We start from the raw sequence: 15,399 nt of genomic DNA, 5'->3' as shown, positions 1-15,399 counted from the left end.
TTAAGGAAAGCATGGTGCAAAAGATAGATCAATATATGCATGAATTTTTATCTGAATTAAATTACAAGCCTATTTTAACAATGAGTTCAAAACTTCAAGGCGGTAAAAAATTACGCTCAAAATTACTTTTAAAAATAGCTAGCGAAAACGATATTAGTTATAAAATTTGTGCCATTATAGAATTAATCCATGCTGCAAGCTTATTACATGATGATGTGATTGATGAAGCAAGATTAAGAAGAGGTGTAAAATCTATCAATGAACAATTTGGAGCCAAAAATGCTATCATGCTTGGAGATATTTTATACTCAAAAGCCTTCTATGAACTTTCTTTAATAGATTTAAAATTAGCAAAAATCATCTCCAATGCTGTTGTAAAGCTTTCCGTTGGCGAATTAATGGATGTAAATTTAAGCGAAACTTTCAATACCGATAAAAACGCTTATTTGCAAATGACATATAACAAAACAGCCGTTTTAATCGAAGCTAGTGCAAGATGTGGGGCTATACTTGCTAATTTAAATGAAGATGATTTTGCAGAATATGGTAAAAACTTGGGCTTGGCTTTTCAAATCGTAGATGATATTTTAGATATCAAAGGCGATGAACAAACCTTAGGCAAACCCGCCATGAATGATTTTAAAGAAGGTAAAACCACTCTTGCTTATATGTATTTATATGAAAAATTAAATCCACAAGATCAAGAAATACTTAAGTCTTATTACAAGAAAGATTTAAATATAGATGAACTTACTTGGATTAAAAATAAAATGCAAGAGCATGAAATTTTTAATCAAATTGGTCAAGAATTAAACACCTATGCAAATAATGCCTTAAAAGCCATAGAAAAATACAATATAAAAGATTTAGAAGATATTATTAAAAGTATGATAGAAAGGGAATTTTAATGCATTATTATTGTATCAGTTTTACGCACAAAAATACAGATATTGCTACTAGAGAAAAACTTTCCTTTTCCAATGAAGATAAAAAAAGAGAACTATTAAGATTAATCCATACTAATAATAAAATTCTAGAAAGTTTAGTGCTTAGCACTTGCAATAGAGTTGAAATTTTTCTTTTTATCGGAGAAATTGAAAGTATCAATGAACATATTTTAAAAACACTTAGTTTGCTTTGTGGGGTTGATAAAGAAAATTTAAGCACAAAAGCTGATTTTTATGAAGATAGTGGGGCTATCCATCATTTATTTTCTGTGGCAAGCTCACTTGATAGTTTAGTTATTGGAGAAACACAAATTGCTGGACAATTAAAAGATGCTTATAAATTTGCTCTACAAGAACAAAGATGTGGTGTGCATTTAACTAGAGCAGTCCATTATGCTTTTAAATGTGCAGCAAATATTAGAAATCAAACTGAAATTTCCAAAAATCCTATTTCAGTTGCTTCAGTAGCGGTAGCAAAAGCTAAAGAGCTTATAAAATTAGAAAATAAAACTGCAGTTGTAGTAGGTGCAGGGGAAATGAGCGAGTTAGCCTGTAAGCATTTATTAAATGCTAAGGCCAAAGTATTGATATTAAATAGAGATATACAAAATGCCCAAAAGCTTTGTGAGGATTTGGGTGAAAATGCAAGTTGTGAAAGTATCGCAAATTTAAAAGAAGCATTAAATAAATATGAGATATTTTTTAGCGCCACAAATGCTCCACATGCTATCATAACTAATGACATATTAGAAGAAAAAGATTATAAAAGATATTTTTTTGATATAGCAGTGCCTAGGGATATTGATGTAAAAGCAAATGAAAAAAATATAGTTTATGCTGTTGATGATTTAGAAGAAGTTGTAAGAAAAAATTTAACACTAAGAGAACATCAAGCCCAGATTGCTTATTCTATAGTAGGCACTATGACAAATGAGTTTTTCCAACATCTAAGCAAACTAGCAACCTTACCTTTGATTAAGCAATTACGCTTGCAAGCTGATGAAATCGCTAAAGAACAATTACAAAAGGCCATAGATAAAGGATATTTAAAACACTCAAATTATGAAGAAGCAAGAAAGCTTATAAGACAGGTGATGAATGCATTTTTACATCATCCTAGTGTAAATTTAAAAAAACTAAGTGGAACTATGCAAAATGACTCTGTTGTAAATGCCATGCGTTATGTGTTTGATTTAAAAAATGAAAGCATGGAAGGTTTAAACTTCTATAAATGTGAATTTAATTTGGAGAATAATCATGAAATTTAGTAAATTTTATGCCATAAGCACAAAAGAAAATCCAAAAGATGCTACCCTGCCAAGTCATATATTTTTAGTTAAGGGTGCTTTTGTAGAACAAATTGGAAGTGGCTTATATAATTTTTTACCTTTAGGAAAAAGAGTTTTAGATAAGATTAAAAATATCATCAAAGAAGAAATGGATAAAGCGGGAGCTTTAGAAGTAAATTTAAGTTTTAATACCCCAGCTGAACTTTGGAAAGAAAGTGGGAGATTTAATGTTTTTGGTAAAGAGCTTTTACGCTTTAAAGATAGAAAAGAAAATGATTTTGTCTTAGGACCAACTCATGAAGAAGCCATAGTAGCTTTGGTTAGAAATAAAGTAAATTCTTACAAGCAACTTCCTTTGCATTTATATCAAATAGGACTTAAATTTAGAGATGAAGCTAGACCTAGATTTGGGCTTTTAAGATGTAGAGAATTTTTAATGAAAGATGGTTATAGTTTTCATAGTAATGAAGCTGATTTAGACAAAGAATTTAATCTTATGCATGAAACTTATAGTAAAATTCTTACAAGATTAGGGCTTGATTTTAGAGCTGTTGAAGCTGATAGCGGGGCTATTGGCGGAAGTGGATCAAAAGAATTTATGGTTTTAGCTAAAAATGGCGAAGATGATATATTATTATGTGAGCATTGTGATTATGCTGCAAATATCGAAGCAGCAAAAAGAGCTAAAAAAAGTTGCGAAGATGAAAGACCAGAAGCTGACTTTGCTACACAATTTCACACTCCAAATGTAAAAACTATAGAAGAATTAGCAGAATTTTTTAAAATTAATCCTTACTATACTGTTAAAGCTATTGCTAAAAAAGCTATTTATGAAAATGAAGAAAAAATTGTAGTATTTTTTATACGCGGCGATGATGAACTGCAAGAAGTTAAAGCACTAAATGCAGCAAATGCATTAGAATTAGCCGATGTAAGTGAAGAAGAATTAGAAAAAACAGGTTTAGTACCAGGATTTATTGGCTTTGTAGGATTAAATGGAGTTGATTTTTATATTGATCATGAGCTTGAAAATGAAACAAATATGATTATTGGAGCAAATAAAAAAGATTATCATTTGGTTGGAATCAATGTTGTAAATTTAAATAAAGAACGCTTTAAAGATCTTACCGCAGTTAAAGAGCATGATCTTTGTCCAAAATGTCAGCACAAGCTTAAGCAAAGCAAAGGTATTGAAGTAGGACATATTTTTAAACTTGGAAATAAATACTCAAAAGCAATGAATGCAAGCTATTTAGATGAAAATGGTAAAGCTCAATTTTTCACTATGGGTTGTTATGGTATGGGGGTGAGCCGTTTAGTAGCTGTTGCCATAGAAGCAAGCCATGATGAAAAAGGTTGTATTTGGAATAAAACTCTAGCTCCTTTTGTTTTAGATATTATCGTTTCTAATATAAAAGATACAAAAGCTATGGAATTTGCTGAGCAAATTTATACTCATTTTAAAGATAAAGAAATTTTGTTTGATGATAGAAATGAGCGTTTTGGTGTAAAGATTAATGATTTTGAATTAATGGGCTTTCCTTATGCTTTAGTTATAGGTAAGGGTTTAGAAAGCGATGAAGTAGAGTTAATCCATAGAAATACTCTAGAAAAACAAGTTTTAAAAACCCAAGAAGTAATTTCACACTTAGAGAAAATTTTATGATAGCAAAAACAAATTTAAGTGCTTTTTTGATTTTAGAATTGATTGCTAGTATTTTATTTATAGTCTTTTTTGGTTTTTTAAATTTTTTTATGATAGTTTTTGCAAGTATGTTTTTAGGAGCAATGTTTTTAGCAAAGACTTGGACAAATCTCATAACTATGCAAAATGCCAATACTAATTTATTTGGTATGATTAAATTATTTTCCTTAACTATAGTTGGAATTTTACTTTTAATACCAGGAATTTTAAGCACATTTTTGGGAATTTTACTCTTATTTTTTATGATGATATTAAAATTATTTACAAAACAAAAAAGAAAATATCATCAAACAAACAACGAAGAAGAAATCATAGATGTAGAAATCATACAGGAGCATAAAAAATGCAATTAATCATCGCAACAAGAAAAAGCCAACTTGCATTATGGCAAAGTGAGTATATAAAAAATAAATTATTACAAACACATTCTGATTTAGAAATTTCTTTAGAGGGTTTTAAAACTAAAGGTGATGTTTTACTTGATTCTCCTTTAGCTAAAATAGGTGGAAAAGGACTTTTTACAAAAGAACTTGAAGAAAGTATGTTAAGAGGTGATTCACACTTAGCTGTGCATAGCTTAAAAGATGTGCCAAGCTTCTTTCCTGATGGCTTAGTTTTAGCTGCTATTTCAAAAAGAGAAGTGGTAAATGATGCTTTTTTAAGTGAATATTATGAAAACTTAAATGCTCTTCCAAAAGGTGCAAAAGTAGGCACTACAAGTCTTAGAAGAAGAATGCAGCTTTTAGCGTTAAGACCTGATTTAAATATCATTTCTTTAAGAGGTAATATCAACTCACGCTTAGAAAAACTTAAAGCTAAGGAATTTGATGCTATTATTTTAGCTCTAGCTGGCATTAAACGCTTGGGTTTAGATAAAGAAATAAAATACATTAGGGCTTTTGAACTTGATGAGATGATACCTGCAGCTTCTCAAGGAGCTTTAGGTATAGAAAGCATTGATGATAAACAAATTTTAAAATACCTTGAATGCTTAAACGATAAAAATGCCTTTATAGAAACTCATATAGAAAGAGATTTTATAAAAACCTTAGAAGGTGGTTGTCAAGTACCTATAGGAATTAATGCAAAAATCATTGATGAAAAAATAGAAATTCGCGCTATAGTGGGCTTACCCGATGCAAGTAAAATTTTAAAAGAAAAAAGAGTAATTGATAAGCAAAATTACTCAAATGCAGGCGAGCTTTTAGCCAAAGAAATGATAGCAAAAGGTGCAAAAGAAATTTTAAAAGAAGCAGAGAGTATGATATAAATGCAAAAATTCGTAGAGCTTTTAGAAAAAAATAATTTATTAAAAACCATCCATGAGCCAGTAGATGTAGAACTTGAAATGGCACATTTAGCTTATATAGAAGTTAAAAAAGAAGACTCTAAAGCCTTGCTTTTTACTAATGCAGTAAAAAATAGTAAAAAATACGATTATCCTGTATTATTAAATACTTTTTGCAGTAAAAAAGCTTTAAATTTAGCATTTGGAAAAGATTATGAAGATGTAGCTAAAGAAATTAGCTCTTTACTTAAAATGCACATACCGCAAAGCTTTGGTGCGAAATTAAATTTTTTCAAAACCTTGCTTGATTTAAAAAATATCCCACCAAAACGTATCAAAAAAGATGGAGAATTTAACTACAAAAGCTTAAATTCTTTATATGAAATACCTATTTTAAAAACTTGGGAAAAAGACGCTGCACCTTTTATCACTATGGGGCAAGTTTATACTCAAAGCATAAATGGAAAACAAAATAATCTTGGAATGTATCGCTTGCAAGTAGTTGATGAAAAAACCTTGCTTATGCATTGGCAAATTCACAAAGACGCGAGCCATTTTTTTCATGAGTATAAAAAAGCAAATCAAAAAATGCCAGTAAGTATAGCCATAGGTGGAGATCCTTTATATATTTGGTGTGCTCAAGCGCCTTTACCAAAAGGTATTTTTGAACTTTTACTTTATGGTTTTATCAAGAAAAAACCTGCTATTTTGGCAAAATGCAAAAGCAATCATCTCTATGTGCCTTATGATAGTGATTTTGTGATTGAAGGTTTTGTAAATCCAAATGAATTTGCACCCGAGGGACCTTTTGGAGATCATACAGGCTTTTATACTCCTATTGAACTTTGTCCTGTCTTAAAAGTAGAAAAAATCTTTGCTAAAAAAAATGCGATTTATCAAGCTACGGTTGTAGGAAAACCGCCTTTAGAAGATAAATACATGGGGCTTGGCACAGAAAGAGTTTTTCTACCTTTACTTCAAACTAACGCACCTGATTTGATAGATTATAACATGCCTGAAAATGGAGTTTTTCATAATTTAATCTTAGCCAAAATAGAAGCAAAATATCCAGCTCATGCAAAACAAGTAATGCATACTTTTTGGGGAGTAGGGCAAATGAGTTTTGTAAAACATGCTATTTTTGTCGATGAAAATGCACCTTGCTTGCAAGATTATGACAAGCTCATACCTTATATACTTAATCGCTTTGATGAAGAAAAATTACTCATAAGTGAAGGAATTTGCGATCAACTCGATCATGCTTCAAGCACTTATTGTTACGGTGGTAAAGCAGGACTTGATGCGTGTGGTGATGAGAAAAAAGTTGAACTTGAAATTCTAAGTGATGAAGCTTTGTTTTCACTTTTTAAAGAAAAAGATCAAAATATTTTAAAATTAAAACAATTTTACACCCAAACCTTTACTCCAATTTGTGTGATCTTAATTGATAAAAAAGAAAAAATTGCTCAAATTTTTGAAAAACTACAAATTTATAAAAAACATTTTAGAATTTTAGTTTTTTTAGATTCAGATACTATTTTGGAAAATCCTTATATGTTAATTTGGCGTGTGGTAAATAATATCGATGCAAAAAGAGATATATTTATCAAAAAAGATTGTGTTGCAATTGATGCGACAAATAAAGGATCATTAGAAGATTATCATAAAGAGTGGCCTTTAATGACAAATTGCTCCAAAGAAGTTATAGACAGACTTATTGCAAAAAAATTACTTGTAAATGATGAAAAATTCTTCAAAAAGTTTGAAATTTTTTAATTTTAAACTTTTTGAGAACACTTTTTGCTTATTAAATATATATTTTTAATTTAAATATTAAGTTTTTTAAAATTGTGTCGATAATGTGTTTTAGAGTCTTTTAAAAAGGAGTTTAAAATGGACATTAGCAATATTCAAAGAGATACAAATATAACTCATTTTAACACAAAAAGTGTTGAAAAGCCATCTCAAGAGAATAAGCAACAGGTTGATTTAAATGATCAAGATGAGAATTTAAATGAAAAATTAAAAAACGCAACAGAAAAACTTAATAGACAAATGGAAACATTGGAAACAAATGTGCGTTTTGCGTATAATGATAAAATAAACGAAATGTATGTAAATGTCACCGAAAAAGACACAGGTAGGTTAATACGCAAAATTCCTAGTGAAGAAGTTATGAAATTAATAGAACATTTTAAAGGTGTTATTGGCACCATTTTTGATAAGGAGAGTTAATCATGGCAGTAGGTAGTTTAGGAAGCTTAGGTATAGGTTCAGGAGTTTTAACAAGCGATACACTTAATAAGCTTAAAGAAGCAGAAATGAATGCTCACTTAAAGCTTTATAACACGCAACTTGAAACTAACACTTCAAGACAAAAAGACTTAGCAGAGCTTGAAGCTAAACTACTTGCTTTTCAAACTGCTGTAAATAGTCTTGGCGATACTTCTCAATTTAATAAAAAGAAAGTTTCTCCTAGTGTAAGTGGCGATAGTGCTGCTGCTAGCTTGGTTGTAGGCTCTTTATCTAATCTTTCAAATATGAAAGTCATAGTCGATCAACTTGCTCAAAAAGATGTTTATCAAAGCAATGGTTTTAAAGACAAAACCTCTACCGTCATGGGCAGTTTAGGTATAGAAGGTGATTCTAACGGCAAAGCTTCTTTTACTATCACCCAAGATGGAAAAGACTATAAAATAGAAATCGATAAAAGTACAACCGTAGCTCAACTTGCTGAAAAAATCAATTCCGCCACAGGTGGTAAAATAGAAGCTAAGCTAGTAAATACTGGAGATAGAGACAATCCTTATCGTTTAGTAGTACAAAGCACTGAAACAGGAACTAAAAATAATATTTCTTTTTCAGGTGATGATAAGCTTTTAAAAGCTATGGGTTGGGAGCTTGATAAAAATAGCATTAGTGCGGGTGGTTTATATGGTTTTAGACCAACAGGTACTGAAAATAAAGATAAAGATAAAATAAGTGGAACATTTAGCGGAAATCCTGAAGATAAATTACTTAGTTCGGCAGAAGAAAGCACTTCTTTTACTTTTGTTATTAAAAATGGTGAAAGATATGATAGATTTACTATTGATATAGACGAGAACACTACTTATAAGAGCTTAGCAGAAGATTTAAAAAAACAAACTAATGGAAAAGTGGAATTAAGCTTTGATGAGAGTAAAAAGACTTTTACATTTAGAGCTACTAATGGTGGTGAATTAAGTCTTTTTGATGGTGGCTATGCAACTGATGCTGAAGGAAATATTGACCAAGCTAATTATGCTAGAGATAACAAAGCTACTTCACTATTGAAAAATAAATTTGGCATTGAATTAGATACAAGCACACCACAAGGCTACAATGTTTCCAAAGACAATGAAAACCATATCCAAAAAGGTATGGATGCTATCTTTAGTGTAGATGGTGTTAAGATGATTAGATCAACTAATACCATCACAGATATAGGACCTGATATTACCCTAGAGCTTAAACAAAAGGGTGAAATTAGTTTCAATGTTACTCAAGATACTGAAGCCATAGCACAATCTTTAGAAAGTTTAGCTACTGCTTATAATGATTTGATGATCAATCTTAATGCAGCGACAAAATACGATCCTGATGCAGGGACAAAAGGAAATTTCGTAGGTGTAAGCTCGATTTATAATATAAAATCACAAATTAACAATATTTTGCTTCAAACTATCACAGTAGATGGAACAATCACAGTTGGAGATAGTGATACTTCAGATGGTGTTAAAGTTTCTTCAAAAGTAAGTTTATCTCTAGCTGATTATGGTTTAACTTTAAATGATGGGGTTTTAACCTTTGACTCCGGAAAATTTAATGCTAAATTTAACGAAGATCCTGAAATGGCTGAGAAATTTTTCGTAGGACACAATGGCTTTGAAGACATCGATCTAACAGGAGATAGAGTAAGTAAGTTTGGTGAAAATGATATAGAATTCAAAGAAGGTAGTTTTACCATTACTTATAATGATGAAACTATAGATTTAAGTAAAACTGCCAATGGAGATCCTTTTAAACTAACAGGAAAAGATGATATAGAAAAAGCTAAAAATTTAGTTGATCATATAAATAGTTTTGGCTTAGAAGGTTTAGAGGCTAGTTTTGAAATCATTAATCAAGGTAACGATAATCAGCAAATTCAATTTAGAATCAAAGGAACATCAGGAAGTAACCTAGAAATTCAAGGCGATAAAGACTTTTTGAAAAAATTTGGCTTAAGTCCAAAAACTATATATTCAGTTTATAAAGAAGAAACTGGAACCTTTGGGGTATTAAAAAACACTATGGGTGAGATGATGAGCTCTGATGGTTCTTTTGGGGGTTATAAAGACTCTTTAACCAAAGAATCAAAAAATCTAAACGAAACTATAGAAAATACTAAAAAATCCATAGAAAGCAGATATGACACAATGTGGTCAAGATGGGCAGCATATGATGGTATAATTGCAAAATTAAATAACCAAGCAAGTGTTATTACAAATATGATTAATGCAGCAAATAATCAAAATTCTTAAAAAATAGAGAGGATTTAAATGCTAAATAGTGCAGTATATAATGCGTATTCACAAAATCAAACTGGTGTAGAATCCCAAGAAAAACTTATAGAGATGTTATATAGCGGGATTTTACGCTTTGCAAGTAGGATAAAAATAGCTATTCAAAATGGAAATATAGAAGAAAGAGTGTATTATGTAAAAAGAGCTAGTGCTATTTTTATAGAATTGTTAAATTGCCTTGATTATGAAAAAGGCGGAGAAATAGCACACTACTTAAGTGGCCTATACACTAGAGAATTACAACTTCTTTCTTTGGCAAATATAGAAAATAGTGAAGCAAGAGTAGATGAAGTTATCAATGTAGTCAAAGGCTTGTTAGAGGCTTGGAGAGAAGTTCATCAAAAATGAGTGAAAAAAAATGGATAGATGAGTTTAAACTAGCTGTATATACTGAAGATGTGGAAAAAATAGTTAAACTCATAGAAAAACCTGATTTTAAAGATTGTCCCAATGAGGCTTTGGCTCTTACTAATGAAGCAATAGCTTTTATGAAAAAAAAGCAAGATGAAGTAGCAAAAAATTTACAAAAACTCAAAAAAGCATCTGCTTATATAAAATAAAACATGGCGATAAGCCGAGTTCTGTCAAGAGCGATCATTTATCTAGACTTGTTTTTGCAAACAAGTTCAAGCGAAGGGTTATATTATAAGACTAAAACCACCCCTTCTTGCTGCGGATTGGGTTTACATAGCTAGCTTTGTTACCAAAGCTACTGGTAGGCTCTTACTCTACCGTTTCACCTTTTCCATATAATATGGTAGTTTTCTTTCTGTTGCACTTTCCCTTAGGTTACCCTAGCCATCCATTAGATGGAATCCTTGTCTTATTGCAGCTCGGACTTTCCTCTTCAAAAGAAGCGATCGCTTGCCATGTTTAGATAAATTTTATCAAAAAAATCATTTTTATACTAGAGTAAAAATAAGATTTAATGTAATTTTTAATTCATTTTCATATTTTACAAGCTCTAAATTTTTGACTTTTATATAAGGATCTAGTTCTTGCAAAAATTGCATTAAAAAATAAAAATCACCATTAAAACTCAATCTTAAATCATAATAAGTAAAATACCGATCTTGACTTTCATGACTTTGGATTTGTAAAAACCTTACTTTAGTGAGATTTTTTTCTATATTTTTTAAAACACTTTGATAATCTTTACTTTCTTCTAAGGATATTTCATTATCAAAAGATTGCAATTTTTCATCTTTAAAATCAAAAATCAATTCTTGTTTTTGCTCATATTTTGCTTGTAAAATAAATAACTCATCTTTTGATAATTTCATTTGTTTTTCGAAATACTCAAAAATACTCATATAGATTATAAAAAAACCAAATACAAAAGCCATTATCAAAGTCAATATAAATTCGCGTTTAGATAATCTCGTAAAGATATTTTCTAAATTTTCATAAAGATTTTTCAAAAACAAGAGTAATTTTTTCATCGTTAATTTCTTTATTTTTTAGCACAAAATGATATTTTTTAAAATCATCATAAAAATCATAATCTTTATTAAGCTTTATGATAAAATCATTATTTTTTATATATAAAGCTTCTATATAACTTTGATGAGAATTTAAGACTTTTAAAAAATTATAAAAATCCTTATAGCAGAGCGTATTTGCATAAAATTTTTGTAACAAATCAACTTTTTGTTCATTTTTTTCTTGTAATTTTTCAACTTCTTGATTTTGTTTTTGATTTATTTTTGCTTGCTCTAAGATATCATCTTGATTTTTGATTAAATTTTCATATTTTATTTTTTCTTTTTCATAAAATGATTTTTGCGTATATAAATACAAAGGATAAACTAAGGCTAGTAAAATCCCGCATGTAAAAGCTAATAAAATTTTAAAACTAAAAGATTTTAAATGATTTATTTTTGCTTTATTGGCAAAATTAATTTTAACTCGATCATATTTTTTTAATAATTTTTGATAGAAAGTATTACTATTAAATTTATCAAAACTGCTAAGATTTTGAGTATCGTCTATACTTATGATGTTTTTATATGTATTTTTTAATTTTTCATCATATATTTTACTATAAGTATTTAATGGCATAACTTTGCAATTTTGAAATTCACATCCCAAATACTCCACTAAAACTATGTATTTTTTCTTAAATAATAATGCAAGATTTTCACTATTTGTATCATTCCTAAAATACACTTCAAAGAGCAGGGGTTCTGGGATTACATAATCAACATCTAAAATATCTTCATATTTGCACAAAAATACATGAGTAAAAGATTTATCTTGAAAATACTTTAGCTCATATGAAAAATCATCTTTAAGACCAAGTTCCTCAAAGCTCTTTTTTAAGATTTCATCTTCACTAATAGGATTTGTAAGTTTTACATATAAAAGTTTTTCATAAGCAAGAAAATCTTTTTTGGTGATTTTTTTACTCATCATAAAGGATTTTTTTGAGATTTTGCTCGTTTTTATGCCAATTTTTTTCTAATTGAACGAACAATTTTAGCATTACCTTTTTTTGCGCTAATTTTTCTATCTTCATCCTAGCTTCTTTACCTATACGCTTAATTGTAGCTCCATCTTTACCTAGTATCATTCCTTTATGAGAATTACTATCTGTAATGATGATAGCGTTAATATAATAAATTTGCTCAAGCTCTTTGATTTTTTCTATTTTTACTTCAGTGCTATAAGGAATTTCATCACTTAAATTTTCATATATGGCTTCTAAAATAAAATCTCTATAGATATCCTTTTCATTTGTGGTAGTAATAAACTCAGGATCAAAATAATACGGATGTTCAGGCAAATACTTAATCATCTCATCTAAGAGAATTTTTTTATAAAATTTTTGCTTAGCAGAATAGGGGATAATGGCGCTAAAATGTGAGTTAAACTGAGAATACTCGCTTAATTTTTTAAGTAAGACTTCTTTTTTTACCAAATCAACCTTATTGATTAATACAATATGCGGCACTTTAGGATTTAAACTTAAAAAATTTTCATAATCTTTAATATCATCATAAATACTAGCTACAAATAAAATCACATCACAATCTGCAATGCTTTTAATCGCCAAATCAATCATAAGCTGATTCATAGCTTTAGAGCTTGCATGCAAGCCTGGTGTATCTATAAAAATAAGCTGATGATTCTCATGCATTATAATTGCATTAATCTTTCTTCTTGTGGCATTTTGCTTATGAGAAACCATAGCCACTTTTTCTTCTAATAAAGAATTAAGGATAGAACTTTTTCCCGCATTAGTTCTACCCACTATGCTTATAAAGCCACTTTTCACAAGATATACCTAGCTAAATCTTTATTTTCTATGATATCTCCAAGTTTAACTTGCACTTTAAAATCATCTATTTTATAAACTTTTCCAGCATATTCATCTGCTTCAAAACTAATATCTTCCAAAAGTTTTTCCACCACCGTGTGTAAGCGTCTTGCGCCAATATCTTGCATTTCTTCGTTAGCCTTGCTTGCTATTTTTGCTATTTCTCTAATAGCCTCATCTTCAAAAACAAGCTCTACATTTTCAGTTTTTAAAAGCTCAATGTATTGTGTTAGTAATGAATTTTTAGGTCTTGTTAAAATAGCATATAAAGCATCCTCATCTAGCGAATCAAGCTCAACCCTTAAAGGAAAACGCCCTTGAAGTTCAGGGATTAAATCACTTGGCTTGCTTAAATGAAAAGCACCTGCTGCGATAAATAAAATATGATCAGTTTTTAAAGGTCCAAATTTAGTTTGTATAGTACTACCTTCAACTATAGGAAGCAAATCTCTTTGTACCCCTTCTTTACTTGGATCTTGGCGGTTTGAATTTGAGCTTGAAACTGCTACTTTATCTATCTCATCAATAAAAATAATCCCTTCATTTTCAGCTCTTCTTAAAGCCTCGCCTTTAATACTTTCCATATCAAGAATTTTTTCACTTGCTTCTTGAGCTAAAGCTATTCTTGCATCTTTTACTTTCATTTCTTTTTTAACTTTTTTATTACCCACGCCAATAACTTTTACTATATCTTGCATAGCACCCATTTCAGGTGGTAAATTTGGATTAGTATCAAACACGCTTTGTGAAATTTCAACTTCTATTGTGCTATCATCTAAATCACCAGCTTTTAATTTCACGCGCATTTTTTCTAAAGAATTTTGATACTCTTCTTGTTTTTCTTCACTAACACCCTTTGGTAAAGGTGGTAAAAGTTTTTCTAAAATTTTATTTTCTATAAATTCATTAATTTTATCTTTATTTTTTTCTTTTTCTTCGTTTTTTACTAAATTTAAAGCAGCATTAGCTAAATCTCTAACCATGCTTTCTACATCACGCCCAACAAAACCAACTTCAGTATATTTACTTGCTTCAACTTTTACAAAAGGAAGTCCCATCATCTTAGCAAGGCGTCTTGCAATCTCTGTTTTACCAACCCCAGTTGACCCTATCATTAAAATATTTTTTGGCATGATATCATCTTGAAGTTCAGGGCTAAGCTGCATTCTTCTATAACGATTTCTTAAAGCAATTGCTATGATTTTTTTAGCATTTTTTTGCCCAATTACATAATCATCTAAAAATTTTACAATCTCTTTTGGAGTTAAATTCATTTATCATCCTCAATTACATAAGTTTTAATATTTGTATTAGTATAAATGCAAATTTCACCAGCTATTTGCAAGCTTTCTTTGACTAATTCTTCTTCATCTAAACTTGAGTGTTTAGCTAAAGCTCTTGCAGCAGAAAGTGCATAATTACCCCCACTACCAATAGCGGCTATAGCACCATCTTCAGGCTCAACTACATCTCCAGTTCCTGAAAGTAAAAATATATGATCTCTATCTAATACCAACATCATTGCTTCAAGTTTTCTTAGGTATTTATCCTTACGCCATTCTTTTGAAAAATCTATTGCAGCTTTTAATAAATCACCTTTAGAACTAGAAAGTAGTTTTTCAAACATGTCAAAAAGATTAAAAGCATCAGCGGTGCTTCCTGCAAAACCTGCTAATACTTTTCCATTGTTTAATTTTCTAATTTTAACTGCATTGTTTTTTAAAACAGTGTTTCCAAAACTTACTTGTCCATCTCCACCAATTACAGACTTATTTTGACCTTTATAAGCTAAAATTGTAGTTGCGTGAAACATTATTCTCCTTTAACTTCTAGCTTAAATACAGCATGAATTGCATGGCCTAATTTTGCTGAAATTTCATGCACACCAAGCTCTTTTATAGTATCACATTCTAGGTTTTTTTTATCAAGCTCTATGCCTTTTTGATCTTTTAATGCATGTGCGATTTCATCTTTAGTAACCCCACCAAACAAGCTTCCATTAGCTCCTACAGGCTTAGCTATACAAATAGTGATTTTAGATAATTCCTCTTTTAATTTTTCCAAATTTGCAAGTTCAAATCTTAAATTTTCAGCCTTTTTCTTTTGCTCTGCTTCATATTGTTTTAAAACTTCATGCGTAGCAGCTTTGGCAAAACCTTTGGCAATTAAAAAATTTTGTCCATATCCATCTTTTACTTCTTTAACTTCTCCTGCTTTTCCTAAGCTTTTTACATCTTTAATTAATAATACTTTCATTGTTTTCCT

At 29.8% G+C, this 15,399-nt stretch carries 16 protein-coding genes and 1 other RNA gene; 10 read left to right on the top strand and 7 right to left on the bottom strand.

Translation table 11 applies throughout. The features are described from left to right. Positions 1 to 14 precede the first annotated feature (14 nt). The 10 genes from L8X97_RS01360 (at position 15) to L8X97_RS01315 (ending at position 10,375) form a co-directional block, all read left to right on the top strand. A complete protein-coding gene (locus L8X97_RS01360; RefSeq protein WP_263662452.1) occupies positions 15 to 908 on the top strand; it encodes a polyprenyl synthetase family protein in 894 nt (297 codons plus the stop codon). Further along, positions 908 to 2,215 (top strand): glutamyl-tRNA reductase, encoded by a 1,308-nt coding sequence (hemA, locus tag L8X97_RS01355; protein WP_263662451.1) that lies wholly within the window; start codon positions 908 to 910, stop codon positions 2,213 to 2,215. The genes L8X97_RS01360 and hemA overlap by 1 nt, the downstream gene beginning before the upstream one ends. Beyond that, complete coding sequence (locus L8X97_RS01350; RefSeq protein ID WP_263662480.1) at positions 2,202 to 3,902, top strand: proline--tRNA ligase; 1,701 nt, start codon at positions 2,202 to 2,204, stop codon at positions 3,900 to 3,902. Before hemA ends, L8X97_RS01350 begins: the two co-directional genes overlap by 14 nt. Then, positions 3,899 to 4,294 carry an FxsA family protein gene (locus L8X97_RS01345; protein ID WP_133318888.1) on the top strand — a complete coding sequence of 132 codons (396 nt, stop codon included), beginning with the start codon at positions 3,899 to 3,901 and terminating at the stop codon, positions 4,292 to 4,294. Before L8X97_RS01350 ends, L8X97_RS01345 begins: the two co-directional genes overlap by 4 nt. Continuing rightward, positions 4,285 to 5,211 (top strand): hydroxymethylbilane synthase, encoded by a 927-nt coding sequence (gene hemC / locus L8X97_RS01340; protein ID WP_263662450.1) that lies wholly within the window; start codon positions 4,285 to 4,287, stop codon positions 5,209 to 5,211. The genes L8X97_RS01345 and hemC overlap by 10 nt, the downstream gene beginning before the upstream one ends. Further along, positions 5,212 to 7,005, top strand: a complete 1,794-nt coding sequence (locus L8X97_RS01335) for a menaquinone biosynthesis decarboxylase (RefSeq protein WP_263662449.1) — start codon at positions 5,212 to 5,214, stop codon at positions 7,003 to 7,005. 117 nt (positions 7,006 to 7,122) lie between these two features. After that, the gene (locus L8X97_RS01330; RefSeq protein WP_133318891.1) at positions 7,123 to 7,464 is read left to right on the top strand and encodes a FlaG family protein; all 342 of its coding nucleotides are present in this window, start codon (positions 7,123 to 7,125) and stop codon (positions 7,462 to 7,464) included. Between the two features lie 2 nt (positions 7,465 to 7,466). Further along, positions 7,467 to 9,773: a flagellar filament capping protein FliD gene (fliD, locus tag L8X97_RS01325; protein WP_263662448.1), complete on the top strand. Its 2,307-nt coding sequence runs from the start codon at positions 7,467 to 7,469 to the stop codon at positions 9,771 to 9,773. 18 nt (positions 9,774 to 9,791) lie between these two features. After that, a complete protein-coding gene (gene fliS / locus L8X97_RS01320; protein ID WP_133318893.1) occupies positions 9,792 to 10,163 on the top strand; it encodes a flagellar export chaperone FliS in 372 nt (123 codons plus the stop codon). Beyond that, complete coding sequence (locus L8X97_RS01315) at positions 10,160 to 10,375, top strand: hypothetical protein (protein ID WP_263659841.1); 216 nt, start codon at positions 10,160 to 10,162, stop codon at positions 10,373 to 10,375. The genes fliS and L8X97_RS01315 overlap by 4 nt, the downstream gene beginning before the upstream one ends. On the opposite strand, the gene rnpB is transcribed toward L8X97_RS01315, so the two are convergent. The 7 genes from rnpB to rplI all read right to left on the bottom strand — a co-directional run bounded on the left by rnpB (position 10,370) and on the right by rplI (position 15,390). Further along, positions 10,370 to 10,691: RNase P RNA component class A (gene rnpB, locus L8X97_RS01310), an RNA gene on the bottom strand. The two genes, L8X97_RS01315 and rnpB, sit on opposite strands and share 6 nt — an antisense overlap. Positions 10,692 to 10,717: 26 nt before the next feature. Next, a complete protein-coding gene (locus L8X97_RS01305) occupies positions 10,718 to 11,257 on the bottom strand; it encodes a hypothetical protein (RefSeq protein ID WP_263662447.1) in 540 nt (179 codons plus the stop codon). Then, a complete protein-coding gene (locus tag L8X97_RS01300; protein ID WP_263662446.1) occupies positions 11,220 to 12,230 on the bottom strand; it encodes a hypothetical protein in 1,011 nt (336 codons plus the stop codon). The genes L8X97_RS01305 and L8X97_RS01300 overlap by 38 nt, the downstream gene beginning before the upstream one ends. Further along, on the bottom strand, positions 12,220 to 13,092 hold the full coding sequence (gene era / locus L8X97_RS01295) for a GTPase Era (RefSeq protein ID WP_263662445.1): 873 nt from the start codon (positions 13,090 to 13,092) through the stop codon (positions 12,220 to 12,222). Before era ends, L8X97_RS01300 begins: the two co-directional genes overlap by 11 nt. Beyond that, the gene (hslU, locus tag L8X97_RS01290; RefSeq protein ID WP_133318898.1) at positions 13,089 to 14,408 is read right to left on the bottom strand and encodes an ATP-dependent protease ATPase subunit HslU; all 1,320 of its coding nucleotides are present in this window, start codon (positions 14,406 to 14,408) and stop codon (positions 13,089 to 13,091) included. The genes era and hslU overlap by 4 nt, the downstream gene beginning before the upstream one ends. After that, positions 14,405 to 14,947, bottom strand: a complete 543-nt coding sequence (gene hslV / locus L8X97_RS01285; protein ID WP_263662444.1) for an ATP-dependent protease subunit HslV — start codon at positions 14,945 to 14,947, stop codon at positions 14,405 to 14,407. The genes hslU and hslV overlap by 4 nt, the downstream gene beginning before the upstream one ends. Beyond that, positions 14,947 to 15,390 (bottom strand): 50S ribosomal protein L9, encoded by a 444-nt coding sequence (gene rplI / locus L8X97_RS01280; RefSeq protein WP_263662443.1) that lies wholly within the window; start codon positions 15,388 to 15,390, stop codon positions 14,947 to 14,949. The genes hslV and rplI overlap by 1 nt, the downstream gene beginning before the upstream one ends. Positions 15,391 to 15,399 lie beyond the last annotated feature (9 nt).

The sequence above is a fragment of the Campylobacter sp. CNRCH_2013_0671h genome, from assembly GCF_025773055.1.
In the GTDB taxonomy this organism is placed as follows: Bacteria; Campylobacterota; Campylobacteria; order Campylobacterales; family Campylobacteraceae; genus Campylobacter_D; species Campylobacter_D lari_D.
This window is presented reverse-complemented; position numbering and strand designations above follow the sequence as displayed.

What these genes read in the sequence shown, in the direction of transcription:
- hemA (WP_263662451.1), top strand. Translation starts at nt 908, where the DNA reads ATGCATTATTATTGTATCAGTTTTACGCACAAAAATACAGATATTGCT.
- L8X97_RS01345 (WP_133318888.1), top strand. Translation starts at nt 3,899, where the DNA reads ATGATAGCAAAAACAAATTTAAGTGCTTTTTTGATTTTAGAATTGATT.
- hemC (WP_263662450.1), top strand. Translation starts at nt 4,285, where the DNA reads ATGCAATTAATCATCGCAACAAGAAAAAGCCAACTTGCATTATGGCAA.
- L8X97_RS01335 (WP_263662449.1), top strand. Translation starts at nt 5,212, where the DNA reads ATGCAAAAATTCGTAGAGCTTTTAGAAAAAAATAATTTATTAAAAACC.
- L8X97_RS01330 (WP_133318891.1), top strand. Translation starts at nt 7,123, where the DNA reads ATGGACATTAGCAATATTCAAAGAGATACAAATATAACTCATTTTAAC.
- fliD (WP_263662448.1), top strand. Translation starts at nt 7,467, where the DNA reads ATGGCAGTAGGTAGTTTAGGAAGCTTAGGTATAGGTTCAGGAGTTTTA.
- fliS (WP_133318893.1), top strand. Translation starts at nt 9,792, where the DNA reads ATGCTAAATAGTGCAGTATATAATGCGTATTCACAAAATCAAACTGGT.
- L8X97_RS01315 (WP_263659841.1), top strand. Translation starts at nt 10,160, where the DNA reads ATGAGTGAAAAAAAATGGATAGATGAGTTTAAACTAGCTGTATATACT.
- L8X97_RS01305 (WP_263662447.1), bottom strand. Translation starts at nt 11,257, where the DNA reads ATGAAAAAATTACTCTTGTTTTTGAAAAATCTTTATGAAAATTTAGAA.
- L8X97_RS01300 (WP_263662446.1), bottom strand. Translation starts at nt 12,230, where the DNA reads ATGATGAGTAAAAAAATCACCAAAAAAGATTTTCTTGCTTATGAAAAA.
- hslU (WP_133318898.1), bottom strand. Translation starts at nt 14,408, where the DNA reads ATGAATTTAACTCCAAAAGAGATTGTAAAATTTTTAGATGATTATGTA.
- hslV (WP_263662444.1), bottom strand. Translation starts at nt 14,947, where the DNA reads ATGTTTCACGCAACTACAATTTTAGCTTATAAAGGTCAAAATAAGTCT.
- rplI (WP_263662443.1), bottom strand. Translation starts at nt 15,390, where the DNA reads ATGAAAGTATTATTAATTAAAGATGTAAAAAGCTTAGGAAAAGCAGGA.